11 protein-coding genes are annotated in these 12,037 nt (G+C 67.4%); 2 read left to right on the top strand and 9 right to left on the bottom strand.

Annotated elements, in window-relative coordinates; translation table 11 throughout:
- Positions 1-19: 19 nt before the first annotated feature.
- The 8 genes from EJ913_RS20155 to aspS form a co-directional block, all read right to left on the bottom strand.
- Positions 20-1,231: a 1-deoxy-D-xylulose-5-phosphate reductoisomerase gene (locus EJ913_RS20155; RefSeq protein ID WP_127001205.1), complete on the bottom strand. Its 1,212-nt coding sequence runs from the start codon at positions 1,229-1,231 to the stop codon at positions 20-22.
- Positions 1,222-2,004, bottom strand: coding sequence for a phosphatidate cytidylyltransferase (locus tag EJ913_RS20150; protein WP_238520398.1), 783 nt, complete (start codon positions 2,002-2,004; stop codon positions 1,222-1,224). Before EJ913_RS20150 ends, EJ913_RS20155 begins: the two co-directional genes overlap by 10 nt.
- A gap of 40 nt (positions 2,005-2,044) precedes the next feature.
- Positions 2,045-2,785 (bottom strand): isoprenyl transferase, encoded by a 741-nt coding sequence (locus tag EJ913_RS20145; protein ID WP_127001201.1) that lies wholly within the window; start codon positions 2,783-2,785, stop codon positions 2,045-2,047.
- A 6-nt stretch (positions 2,786-2,791) separates the two neighbouring features.
- Positions 2,792-3,349: a ribosome recycling factor gene (gene frr / locus EJ913_RS20140; protein WP_127001199.1), complete on the bottom strand. Its 558-nt coding sequence runs from the start codon at positions 3,347-3,349 to the stop codon at positions 2,792-2,794.
- Between the two features lie 4 nt (positions 3,350-3,353).
- Positions 3,354-4,121: a UMP kinase gene (pyrH, locus tag EJ913_RS20135; RefSeq protein WP_127001197.1), complete on the bottom strand. Its 768-nt coding sequence runs from the start codon at positions 4,119-4,121 to the stop codon at positions 3,354-3,356.
- A gap of 54 nt (positions 4,122-4,175) precedes the next feature.
- Positions 4,176-5,108, bottom strand: coding sequence for a translation elongation factor Ts (gene tsf, locus EJ913_RS20130; RefSeq protein WP_127001195.1), 933 nt, complete (start codon positions 5,106-5,108; stop codon positions 4,176-4,178).
- A 134-nt stretch (positions 5,109-5,242) separates the two neighbouring features.
- The gene (gene rpsB, locus EJ913_RS20125) at positions 5,243-6,028 is read right to left on the bottom strand and encodes a 30S ribosomal protein S2 (protein WP_127001193.1); all 786 of its coding nucleotides are present in this window, start codon (positions 6,026-6,028) and stop codon (positions 5,243-5,245) included.
- 382 nt (positions 6,029-6,410) lie between these two features.
- Positions 6,411-8,228, bottom strand: coding sequence for an aspartate--tRNA ligase (gene aspS / locus EJ913_RS20120; RefSeq protein WP_127001191.1), 1,818 nt, complete (start codon positions 8,226-8,228; stop codon positions 6,411-6,413).
- A gap of 184 nt (positions 8,229-8,412) precedes the next feature.
- On the opposite strand from aspS, the gene rnd reads away from it, so the two are divergent.
- Both rnd and EJ913_RS20110 read left to right on the top strand, forming a co-directional pair.
- A complete protein-coding gene (gene rnd / locus EJ913_RS20115) occupies positions 8,413-9,603 on the top strand; it encodes a ribonuclease D (RefSeq protein WP_127001189.1) in 1,191 nt (396 codons plus the stop codon).
- Positions 9,604-9,864: 261 nt separating this feature from the next.
- A complete protein-coding gene (locus EJ913_RS20110) occupies positions 9,865-11,154 on the top strand; it encodes a hypothetical protein (RefSeq protein ID WP_127001187.1) in 1,290 nt (429 codons plus the stop codon).
- A gap of 3 nt (positions 11,155-11,157) precedes the next feature.
- Here the strand turns inward: EJ913_RS20110 and EJ913_RS20105 are convergent, their stop codons facing one another.
- Positions 11,158-11,931, bottom strand: coding sequence for an SDR family NAD(P)-dependent oxidoreductase (locus EJ913_RS20105; RefSeq protein WP_127001185.1), 774 nt, complete (start codon positions 11,929-11,931; stop codon positions 11,158-11,160).
- Positions 11,932-12,037 lie beyond the last annotated feature (106 nt).

Below are 12,037 nucleotides of genomic sequence, written 5' to 3'. Positions count from 1 at the left end.
TCTGGGCCTCGATCTCGGATCACCGGTTGCCAACCGCCGTCGCACCGCAGGCCAACACGCGCGCGGCGGCGTCGCGGCGCGCCTCGGCGTCAGCCTCGCGCACTGCGGCAAGATCACGCAGCGGGCGGTGGGGCAACGCTGTCAACGTCCCCTCGACGACGCTTTCGATGTCGAGGAAGCCGATCCGGCGGTCGAGAAACGCCTGGACGGCCACCTCGTTGGCGGCACTGAGAATAGTAGGAGCGCCACCCCCGCTTTGCAAGGCGGCGCGGGCCAGCCGCAGGGCCGGGAACCGCACGGGATCGGGCGCCTCGAAGGTCAGGGTGGCGGCCTTGGTCAGGTCCAGCCGCTCCGCCGGGGTGGCGATGCGCGACGGCCAGCCGAGCGCGTAGGCGATGGGCGTGCGCATGTCCGGCGTGCCGAGCTGCGCCAGCACCGAGCCGTCGACGTACTCGACCAGCGAATGGATGACCGATTGCGGGTGGATCAAGACGTCGATGCGCTCCTCCGGAATGCCGAAGAGGAAATGCGCCTCGATCAGTTCCAGCCCCTTGTTCATCATGGTGGCGCTGTCGACCGAGATCTTGGCGCCCATGTCCCAGGTCGGGTGGGCCACCGCCTGCTCGCGGGTCGCCGACGCCATGAAGGCGCGGTCCTTCGTGCGGAACGGGCCGCCGGACGCGGTCAGGATCAGCCGGGCGACGGTCCCGCTCCGCTCGAAGTCGAAGACCTGGTAGATGGCGGAATGCTCGCTGTCGACCGGCAGCAGCGTGGCGCCGTGGGCGCGCACCTCCTCCATCATCAGGTCGCCGGCGCAGACCAGCACCTCCTTGTTGGCGAAGGCGACGATGGCGCCCCGGCGCACGGCGGCGAGCGTCGGCTCCAGCCCGGCGGCGCCGACGATGGCGGCCATCACCCAGTCGGCGGGACGCTGCGCGGCCTCGACCACCGCCTGCGGACCGGCGGCGGTCTCGATGCCGGTGCCGGCGAGGCGCTCCTTCAACTCGGCGTGGCCGGCCGGGTCGGCGACCACGGCGAGGCGGGCGTTCAGGCGCTTGGCCTGATCGGCCAGCAGGGCGACGTTGCGGTTGGCGGTCAGCGCTTCGACCGGGAAACGCTCGGGATCGCGGGAGACGAGGTCCACGGTCTGGGTGCCGACCGAGCCGGTCGATCCCAGGATCGTCACCCGCCGGGGGTCACCCGCACCGGCGTTCGTCGTCGTCACCACCATGATAGAGAATTTCCGATGGTCGCGTGGAACACAGCCAGCACCGGGGCGGCGACCAGAAGCCCGTCGATGCGGTCCAGAATGCCGCCATGCCCGGGAATGAGCTGGCCGCTGTCCTTCACGTTGTAGCGGCGCTTGACCGCCGATTCGAAGAGATCGCCTATCTGCCCCACCACCGCCGCCACGGCGCCCAGCAGCAGCGCCACGGCCGGCATGGCCGCGCCGACGGCGAGCGCCACCAGCCAGCCGACCAGCGCCGAGGCCGCCATGCCGCCGATCAGTCCGGCCCAGGTCTTCTTGGGGCTGATGCGCGGGGCCAGCTTCGGCCCGCCGATGGAGCGGCCGGCGGCGTAGGCGCCGATGTCGGTCGCCCAGATCGCCAGCATGGCGAACAGGAACAGCGCCAGCCCGTCGCCCGGCAGGTCGCGCAGCCACATCAGCCCGGCGATGCCGACCGACACGTAGAACACGCCGAAGCCGAGCAGCCCTCGGTCGGATCCGCCGCCGCCCAGCGCCGTCAGCAGCGAAAAGGCGATGGCGACGCCCAGCCCGGCCCAGGGACCGGCGACGAGCTGCGCGGCAAGCGCGGCCAGCACGCCGACGACCGAGATCGCGCGGGCCGGAAGCCGGCGCGCGCTGGGCACCATGTTGATCCATTCGGAAATAGCGATGACCGCGCCCAGCGCGATCAGGGCGCGGAACACCCAACCACCGGCCCAGACGGCGCCCAGAACGATGGGCGCCATGACCAGCGCGGAGATCACGCGGGTCTTCAAATCCCCTGTCTTGGGATTGGCCGGCTGGGGGTTGGGGACCTTAGCGGGATCCGGCTGTGGTGGCGCCGAAGCGGCGTTCCCGTCGGTGGAACTCGTCAATCGCCGCCTCCAGATCGCGCTTTGTGAAATCGGGCCAGAGCGTGTCCACGAAGACCAGCTCGGCGTAGGCCGCCTGCCACAGCAGGAAATTGCTGATCCGCTTCTCGCCGCTGGTGCGGATGATCAGGTCGGGATCGGGAATGTCGGCGGTGAACAGCCGGGCGGTCAGCGCGGTCTCGTCGATGGCCCCGGCGCTCAGCCGGCCGGCGGCGACATCCTCGGCCAATCGACGGGCCGCCAGCACGATCTCCTGGCGGGAGCCGTAGCTCAGCGCCACAACCAGTGTCATCGTGACGTTGTTGCGGGTCAGCGCCTCGGCGTTGTCGATCAGCCGGTTGATGTCCTCGGACAGACGCGCCCGCTCGCCGATCACCCGCAGCCGGACCCCACCCTTGTGCAACTCGGCGACCTCGCTGCGCAGGTAGAAGCGCAGCAGACCCATGAGGTCCGTCACCTCCTCCTCCGGCCGGCGCCAGTTCTCGGAGGAGAAGCTGAAGATGGTCAGGGTGCCGATGCCCAGTTCGCGCGCCGCTTCCACGGTGCGGCGGACGGCGTCCACGCCCTTCTTGTGACCGGCGGTGCGCGGCAAGCCGCGCGCCTTCGCCCAGCGCCCGTTGCCGTCCATGATGATGGCGACATGCTCGGGAGCCTTGATGGACTGGTTGTCGTCCGCGTCGCGCATTCCGGGTCAGACCTGCATGATGTCCTTTTCTTTTTGCGCTAGCGTGTCGTCCACCAGCTTGATGTGCTGGTCGGTCAACGTCTGCACCTTCTCGGACTGGGTCTTGTGCTCGTCCTGGGTGATCTCGCTGGCCTTCTCGGCCTTCTTGAGCGCGTCCATGCCGTCGCGGCGGATGTTGCGGATGGCGATGCGGGTCTGCTCGGCATACTTGTGAGCGACCTTGGTCAGCTCGGTCCGGCGCTCCTGCGTCAGGTCGGGAAGCGGCACGCGGATGACCTGCCCTTCCGCCTGCGGGTTCAGCCCCAGGCCGGAATCGCGGATGGCCTTCTCGACCGCCTTGGCCATGCTGCGGTCCCAGACCTGCACCGTGATCAGGCGCGGCTCGGGAACCGAGACAGTCGCGACCTCCTTCAGGTGCACACGGTTGCCGTAGGCCTCGACCGAGACCGGCTCCAGCAGGCTGGACGAGGCACGGCCCGTACGGAGACCGGTGAGGTCCTTGCGAAACGATTCGATCGCGCCTTCCATGCGGCGCTTGAGATCCGATACGTCGGGCGCAGCCACGGGCCTACTCTCTTTCTTCCGTTATGAGGGTGTGCTTGCCACGGCCCTGCATCACTTCGGCGAAGGAGCCGGGCGTGTGGATCGAGAGCACCAGGATGGGAATGTGATTTTCGCGCGCCAACGCAATCGCCGAGGCGTCCATCACCTGGAGGTCCTTGGTCAGGACGTCCATGTAGCTCAGGCGCTCGTAATGCGTGGCGTTCGGATCCTTCTTGGGATCGGCGGTGTAGACGCCATCCACCTGCGTTCCCTTCAGCAGACCGTCGCAGCCCATTTCCGAGGCGCGCAGCGCCGCGGCGGTGTCGGTCGTGAAGAAGGGGTTGCCGGTGCCGGCGGCGAAGATCACCACCCGGCCCTTTTCCATGTGACGGATCGCGCGGCGCCGGATGTACGGCTCGCAGACCGACGACATGGGAATGGCCGACTGCACGCGGGTCACCACGCCCATCCGCTCCAACGCGCTCTGCATCGAGAGCGCGTTCATCACGGTGGCGAGCATCCCGATGTAGTCGGCCGAGGCGCGTTCCATGCCGCCCGCCGCACCCTTCACACCCCGGAAGATGTTTCCCCCGCCGATGACCAGACAGACCTGGACACCCAACGCGATCACCGCCTTCACCTCGTTGGCGATGCGGTTGACCATGTCGGGATCGAGGCCGTAGTCGCGTTGACCCATCAGCGCCTCGCCGGACACCTTCAACAGCACCCGCTTGTAGCGGGTGCCTTCCGGCGCGGCGGTTCCGGTGGTCTCGGCCCCAGTGGTCTCGGGCATGGGGGAAACGCTCCCTTGCTGTTTCGGATACGGCGTGACGGTAAGGACGTAGACTTAGGCCTGGCCGGCGGCGGTGGCGGCCACCTCGGCGGCGAAGTCGCTCTGGGCCTTCTCGATGCCTTCGCCCAGGGCGAAGCGCGCGAAGGCGGTCAGGGCGACCGGAGCGCCGATGGCCTTGGCGGCGTTCTCGACCACCTTGCGGACCTTGGTCTCGCCGTCGATGACGTAGACCTGCTCCAGCAGGCAGACTTCCTCGTAGTACTTGCGGATGCGGCCTTCGAGCATCTTCTCGATGATGTTCTCCGGCTTGCCCGAGGCGCGGGCCTGCTCGGCCAGCACGTTGCGCTCACGCTCCAGCGACGAGCTGTCGACGTCGGCGATGTCGAGCGCCTCCGGACGGGCGGCGGCGATGTGCATGGCGATCTGCTTGCCCAGATCGGCCAGCTTGGCGGCGTCGCCGGTCGACTCGAGCGCGACCAGCACGCCGATCTTGCCCAGGCCCGGCGCGATGGCCGAGTGGACGTAGCTGACGACCGCGCCCGAATTGACCGACAGGGTGGTCGCGCGGCGCAGGTTCATGTTCTCGCCGACGGTGGCGATCAGCGTGGTCAGCTCGTCCTGGGCGGTGTGCGACGAGCCCGGATAGGCGGCGGCCTTGAGAGCCTCCACGTCGCCGCCGGTGGCGAGCGCGATCTCGGCGCACTTGGCGGCGAAGCCCTGGAACTTGTCGTTGCGGGCGACGAAGTCGGTCTCGGCGTTCACCTCGACGACGGCGCCCTTGGTGCCGGCGGTGGCGACGGCGACCAGGCCCTCGGCGGCGATGCGGCCCGACTTCTTGGCGGCGGCGGCGAGGCCCTTCTTGCGGAGCCAGTCGACGGCGCCCTCAAGGTCGCCCTGGGTCTCGTTCAGAGCCTTCTTGCAGTCCATCATGCCCGCGCCGGTCTTCTCGCGCAGTTCCTTGACGAGCGAGGCGGTGATCTCGGCCATGTTGCGCCCTCTTCCTTAACAAGCGATCCGCAGCGGATCGGATTGAGTCACAAAGTCAATTCCGGTGGCAACCCATAAAAAAGGCAGCCGGGCCATAGGTCATAAGGCCCGGCTGCCCCTTTCGTCCGTCAGGCTCAGGCCTGGGCGGGGGCTTCGGCCGTGGCCTCTTCCTCGGGCAGCTGCTCGGCCGGGGCGTCCTCACGGGCACCCACGTCAATGCCGGCGGCGCTCATCTCGGCCTGGAGGCCGTCGAGGACCGAACCCACCACGAGGTCGCAGTAGGTGTCGATGGCGCGCAGCGCGTCGTCGTTGCCAGGGATCGGGAAGGCCACGCCGTCCGGATCGGAGTTGCTGTCGAGGACCGCGATGACCGGGATGCCGAGCTTGTTGGCTTCCTTGACCGCGATCGACTCCTTGTTGGTGTCGATGATGAAGATGACGTCCGGCAGGCCGCCCATCTCCTTGATGCCGCCGAGCGCGCGCTCGAGCTTGTCGCGCTCGCGCGTCAGCTCCAGCACTTCGCGCTTGGTCAGGCCCGAGGTGTCGCCGCCCAGACGCTCTTCCATCTCGCGCAGACGCTTGATCGACAGCGAGATGGTCTTCCAGTTGGTCAGCATGCCGCCGAGCCAGCGGTGGTTGACGTAGTACTGGCCGCACTTGGAGGCGGCCTCGGCGATGCGCTCCTGGGCCTGGCGCTTGGTGCCGACGAACAGGACGCGGCCACCGCCGGCGACGACGTCGCGCACGGCCTGGAGGGCGCGGTGCAGCATCGGGACGGTCTGTTCCAGATCGATGATGTGCACGCCGTTGCGCACACCGAAGATGTACTGGTTCATCTTCGGGTTCCAGCGACGGGTGTGGTGACCGAAGTGGACACCGGCCTCGAGCAGCTGGCGCATGGTGAAGGTTGGCATAGCCATGGAAAAATCCCTTTTTCCGGTTGATCCGCCGCGGGCGCCTGTCCACAGGTGTGGACACCGGATCGGGCCATCGGGGTAAAGCCGAGGGTCCGCCAGCCCGCGTGAGGTTTTGACGACGGCGCTTACATAGCCCGATGAAGGGGGTTTGGCAACAGCGATGGCGGGGAAATCTGGTGGTTTTGCGCGCGCCGCCCCCTCCCTAGCCCTCCCCCGCTTCGCGGGAGAGGGGACGCCCGCCAGATCGACCTCAGCTCCCTCCCCCGCGCCAGCGGGGGAGGGTTAGGGAGGGGGCAAGAACTCTCCGCATCAATAACTTTCCAAAAGAAAAAGGCCGCGCCGGATCGACTCCGGCGCGGCCCTTCCTTGAACCGATCCCCTGCCCTCACGCCTGCGGTGCGGCGACCTTCGGCTTGGGCAGGTCGAGCTTGAGGTGCAGTTCCTTCAGGCGGGCCTGATCGACCTGCGCCGGGGCCTGCATCAGCAGATCCTCGGCCCGCTGGTTCAGCGGGAAGGCGATGACCTCGCGGATGTTCGGCTCGTCGGCCAGCAGCATGACGATGCGGTCGATGCCCGGAGCCGAGCCGCCGTGCGGCGGGGCGCCCAGCTTGAACGCGCTCAGCATGCCGCCGAATCGGGCCTCCAGTTCCTCCGGCGGGTAGCCGGCGATGTCGAAGGCCTTGTACATCACCTCCGGCAGATGGTTCCGGATGGCGCCCGACGACAGCTCGACGCCGTTGCAGACGATGTCGTACTGGTAGGCGTTGATCTCCAGCGGGTTCTTCTCCTGCAACGCCTTCAGGCCGCCCTGCGGCATCGAGAAGGGGTTGTGGCTGAAGATGACCTTGTTGGTCTCCTCGTCCAGCTCGTACATCGGGAAGTCGACGATCCAGCAGAAGCGGAAGGCGTTCTTCTCGATGAGGTCCAGCTCCTCGCCGATGCGGGTGCGGGCGAAGCCGGCCAGCTTGGCCGCCGGGCCGGGCTGGTCGCAGACGAAGAAGACCGCGTCGCCGTCCTCAAGCCCGACCAGCTCGCGCAGGGCGGCCTGCGCCGCTTCCGGCACGAACTTGGCGATCGGACCCTTGCCGCCGGCGGCCTCCATCACGATGTAGCCGAGGCCGGGGGCGCCCAGGCCGCGCGCCCAGTCGTTCAGCTTGTCGAAGAAGCTGCGCGGGCGGTCCGAGACCTTCGGGGCGCGGATGGCGCGGACGACGCCGCCCTTGTCCACGGTCTGCTTGAAGGCGCGGAACTCCACGTCCTCGCGCTTGAAGATCTCGGTCACGTCGGTGATGACCAGCGGGTTGCGCAGGTCGGGCTTGTCGTTGCCGTATTTCAGCATCGACTCGGCAAAGCTGATGCGGCGGAACGGCGCCTGGTCGATGACCGGCTTGGTCTCGCGGCGGAAGCCGCCGAACTCGTCGAACAGCCCGTGCAGCACCGGCTCGACGGCGGCGAAGACGTCCTCCTGGGTGACGAAGGACATCTCGAAGTCGAGCTGGTAGAACTCGCCCGGGCTGCGGTCGGCGCGCGCGTCCTCGTCGCGGAAGCAGGGCGCGATCTGGAAGTAGCGGTCGAAGCCGGCGACCATCAGCAGCTGCTTGAACTGCTGCGGCGCCTGCGGCAGCGCGTAGAACTTGCCGGGGTGGTTGCGGCTCGGCACCAGATAGTCGCGGGCGCCCTCGGGCGAGGAGGCCGTCAGGATCGGCGTCTGGAACTCGGTGAAGCCCTGGTCGATCATCCGGCGGCGGGCCGAAGCGATGACGCGCGAGCGCAGCAGGATGTTCTCGTGGATGCGCTCGCGCCGCAGGTCGAGGAAGCGGTAGCGCAGGCGCATGTCCTCGCCGGTGTCGGCCTCCTGGTTCACCTGGAGGGGGATCTGCTCGGCCTCGCCCTGGATCGTCAGCTCGGCGATCTGCATCTCGATGCGGCCGGTCGGCAGCTTGTCGTTGGTGGTCTCGGCCGTGCGCTTGACCACCTTGCCGGTCACCGTGATCACCGATTCCAGCTTCAGCCGGTTGGCGACCTCGAAGGCCGGGTTGGAGGTATCGACCACGCACTGCGTCAGGCCGTAATGGTCGCGCAGGTCGATGAACAGCAGCTGTCCATGGTCGCGCTTCCGGTTGATCCAGCCCGACAGGCGGACGGTCTCCCCGGCGTTTTCTTCACGAAGCTGGCCGCAGGTGTGCGTGCGGTAGGGGTGCATGGGTCGAAACACCTTGAAAAGAGCGGATTCCGGCACGGAAATGGGGTCTGACACACCACACCGGACGCGCCGAAATGTCAAGCCGTGTGCGCCGGAAGCGCACGCGGCCCTTCGCCACCGGCCGAAAGCGCAACGATCTTTCACCGCACTTTAACCCGCCCGCCGCCTCGTGTATGAAGCAACCATGACGCTCATCACGACAACCGACGCCCTCGCGGCCTTCTGCCACTCGCTGGCCGGGACCGAATACATCACGGTCGACACCGAGTTCCTGCGGGAAAAGACCTATTGGCCGCAGCTCTGCCTCGTGCAGATCGGCGGACCCGACGGCGCGGTCGCCATCGACCCGCTGGCCGAGGGAATCGATCTGGCGCCGCTCTACGCGGTGATGGGCGACCCGTCGATCCTCAAGGTGTTCCACGCGGCGCGCCAGGACGTGGAGATCTTCTGGCACCTGTCCGGCAGCATCCCCACCCCGCTGTTCGACACCCAGGTCGCCGCGATGGTCTGCGGGTTCGGCGAGAGCGTCGGCTACGAGACGCTGGTCACCAAGCTGGCCGGCGCGCGCATCGACAAGTCCAGCCGCTTCACCGACTGGTCGCACCGCCCGCTGACCGAGCGGCAGCTGACCTACGCGCTGTCCGACGTCATCCACCTGCGCCCGGCCTACGAGAAGCTGAAGCGCCGCCTCGCCCGCACCGGCCGCTCGCACTGGCTGGAGGAGGAGATGGCGATCCTCACCGACCCGCGCACCTACCAGGTCGATCCCGACACCTCCTGGGCGCGGCTGAAGGTCCGCACCAACAAGCCGCGCTTCATGGCCGTGCTGAAGGAGTTGGCGGCGTGGCGCGAGCGCGAGGCCCAGCGCCGCGACATGCCGCGCTCCCGCGTGCTGCGCGACGAGGCGCTGCTGGAGATCGCCGCCCACGCGCCGACCAACGTGGACGACCTCGCCCGCACACGCGGCATGGGGCGCGGATTCGCCGAGGGACGGCAGGGCGCCGACGTGCTGGCCGCCGTCCAGGCCGGTCTCGACATCCCCGACCGCGACCTGCCCAAGATCGAACCGCGCGAGGAAACCCCGCCCGGCCTGCAACCCATCGTAGAGTTGCTGCGCGTTCTCTTGAAGATGAAATGCGACGAGAACAACGTCGCGGCAAAGCTCGTGTCGGCTTCGGCCGATCTCGAAGCGTTGGCGGCCGACGATTCCGCCGACATCCCGGCGATGCACGGCTGGCGCCGCGAACTGTTCGGAGACGACGCGCTGGCGTTGAAGCATGGAAAGATCGCGTTGGCGGTCATAGACCGTCGGGTGCGCATCGTCCCCGCTGGGGAACCGGTCTCTACGCCGGTTTCGACCGAAACGGAGACTTGACGTTTCTGGATGGCATGGCTTGGATGCGCTCGACGTTTTAACAAGAATGTCGAGCGCATTTTTTTTATTGGCGACGCCTTAAGGGCTTCTTAAAGAAAACCGCAACTATCATCGAAACAGGGTGGCGTGCGTCTTCTTGGCCAGAGGGTGTCGTTGCCGCCCGGTCCCACCCTCGCGGCGTGTCATGACCGGGCGAACGCGCGCCATGACGGCGGCGGCGCGTGGGCGAAAAATAAAGGGTCGTTCCAGGGAAGGCACGTGATGAGCAGGTTCGGCGGCAAACCACCGATGGGTCGAGACCGGGTGCGGCTTTCCACCACGGAAAAGCAGGCCGCCTTCGCCGCCGCCAAGGACCAGCGCCCCGACTTCGACAACGACAAGCTCCTGAACCTGCTGCGGTCCGCCAAGAGCGAGTTGCAGGGCACCCGCCTGATCCACATGCATCTGTCCTTGCTGAAGGACCGGGATCCGTCGAGCCAGATGATGGTCCGCACCATCATCCAGGAGCTGGGCAGCAAGGCGTCCTACCTGCAATCCTTCAACATTTCCAACGGCGACGTCATCATCCTCTACAAGGGGCTGAAGCTGACCGGCGTCACCGACGTCTGCCAGACGGTCGAGCAGGTCTTCCTGTCCAAGACCACGCTGACCGGGCCGAACCCCTACAAGGAATACTCGCTCTATTCGATCATGGAACTGGCGTTGAACTTCATCAACGTCATCCGCTTCATCGAAGAGTTGCAGGTCAGCGAGACCGGTGGCGGCGTCGTGGAGACCAAGCCGCCGATCACGCTGGAGGAGTTGGGCAAGCTCGAACGCTCGATGCAGATGTTCGACCTGTCGCCCTTCCTGTTCAACCAGGCAATCGCCAACATCGGCAAGAGCTCCTCCGAGGACATGGAGTATTTCGAGCTCTACATCTCGATCAAGCTTCTGCAGGAACGGCTCTGCCCGGATTACGACATCACGGCCAACAAGTGGCTGTTCAACTACTTCACGGCCAACCTCGACCAGTCGGTGCTGCGGGCGCTGAACCACGGGCTCAGCTTCATGCGCGGACGGCGGATCGGCATCAACATCAACCTCTCCACGGTGATCTCGACCGGATTCGTAAAGTTCGACGAACGGTTGCCGATGGATTTCCGGGGACAGGTGGTGCTGGAGGTCTCCAAGGGTGACCTGATCGAGAACCTGTCGCTGTTCAACGAGGTCGTCGAGTTCGCGCGGGACCGCCGCTACCAGATCGCGGTGGACGGGCTGAACCCGTTCTGGGTGACGAATTTCGACCTGGAATACCTGAACGCAGACTATGCGAAGATCTTCTGGTCGAACGACATGCTGGAGATGGAGCCGCAGTTCGAGACCTATTTCCGCGACCGCATCGCCGAGCAGGACCGCTGCAAGTTCATCCTGGCGCGCTGCGACAGCGTGTCGAGTCTGGTCTACGCGCACAAGATGGGCATCAATCTGGTCCAGGGCCGCGCGGTGGACAACATCCTGCGCAAGGGCGTCAGCGTCCGCGAGGCCATCGCCCACGCCAAGTCGGACTGAGCCTCAGCCCTTCTTCGGCGCCTTGATCAACGCGGCGTCGGTCCAGCCCGGCGGCAGCAGGGCCAGCAGCCACACCGCCGCCACCATCGGCCAGGGGAAGCCGATTCGCGCCGCGTTGCGCGCCAAACCCCGCTTGATCGCCCAGGCCGCCGCCTCCGTCTCCATCAGGAAGGGCATGGGGAAGCGGTTGACCGCCGTCATCCGGCTCTTCACGAATCCGGGGCAGATCACCGAGACGCCGATCCCCTCCCCTGCCAGATCGCCGCGCAGCGCCTCGCCGTAGACGCGGACCGCCGCCTTGCTGGCGCAATAGGCCGGGGCGCCGGGCAGGCCGCGGAAACTGGCCTGCGAGGCCATCAGCGCGATCTGCCCCCGGCCCCGCGCCCGCATCGCCGGCAGCAGCGGGTGGATGGTGTTCAGCACGCCGTCGAGGTTGACCGACAGGATGCGCCGGGCCTGCTCCTCGCTCTCCACCCCGCCGCCGGTGCCGGCGGACATTCCGGCGTTGGCGACGACCAGATCGACCGGCGCGGCGGACTCGGCCGCCGCCAGCCACGCCGCCATCGCCGTCCGGTCCGCCGCGTCGAGCAGCCCCGTCGTCACCGTGGCGCCCGCCGCCCGGCAGCGTCCGGCCACCGCCTCCAGCCGGGCGGCGTCGCGGCCGGTCAGCGCCAGCGTCACGCCGGGCGCGGCGTAGGACATGGCCAGAGCCTCGCCGATGCCGCTCGACGCGCCGGTTATGACGATGGAACGGGGAATGGACCGTGGATGCCGCATGAAAACTCCCCCTTGCGCGCTTGTTGCCGGATCGTACCGCCGGTATAACCGGCTGCGCATCCTTCATCCTTCCACACCGTGCAGCCCGAGGTTCCCCGTGCCCGCT

The organism is Azospirillum doebereinerae, from assembly GCF_003989665.1.
In the GTDB taxonomy this organism is placed as follows: Bacteria; Pseudomonadota; Alphaproteobacteria; order Azospirillales; family Azospirillaceae; genus Azospirillum; species Azospirillum doebereinerae.
Note: the sequence above shows the minus strand (reverse complement) of the source record. Positions and strands in the feature narration are given on the sequence as shown.

Coding starts and splice junctions, on each gene's coding strand:
- EJ913_RS20155 (WP_127001205.1), bottom strand. CDS start 1,231: ATGGTGGTGACGACGACGAACGCCGGTGCGGGTGACCCCCGGCGGGTG.
- EJ913_RS20110 (WP_127001187.1), top strand. CDS start 9,865: ATGAGCAGGTTCGGCGGCAAACCACCGATGGGTCGAGACCGGGTGCGG.
- tsf (WP_127001195.1), bottom strand. CDS start 5,108: ATGGCCGAGATCACCGCCTCGCTCGTCAAGGAACTGCGCGAGAAGACC.
- EJ913_RS20105 (WP_127001185.1), bottom strand. CDS start 11,931: ATGCGGCATCCACGGTCCATTCCCCGTTCCATCGTCATAACCGGCGCG.
- pyrH (WP_127001197.1), bottom strand. CDS start 4,121: ATGCCCGAGACCACTGGGGCCGAGACCACCGGAACCGCCGCGCCGGAA.
- aspS (WP_127001191.1), bottom strand. CDS start 8,228: ATGCACCCCTACCGCACGCACACCTGCGGCCAGCTTCGTGAAGAAAAC.
- rnd (WP_127001189.1), top strand. CDS start 8,413: ATGACGCTCATCACGACAACCGACGCCCTCGCGGCCTTCTGCCACTCG.
- rpsB (WP_127001193.1), bottom strand. CDS start 6,028: ATGGCTATGCCAACCTTCACCATGCGCCAGCTGCTCGAGGCCGGTGTC.
- EJ913_RS20145 (WP_127001201.1), bottom strand. CDS start 2,785: ATGCGCGACGCGGACGACAACCAGTCCATCAAGGCTCCCGAGCATGTC.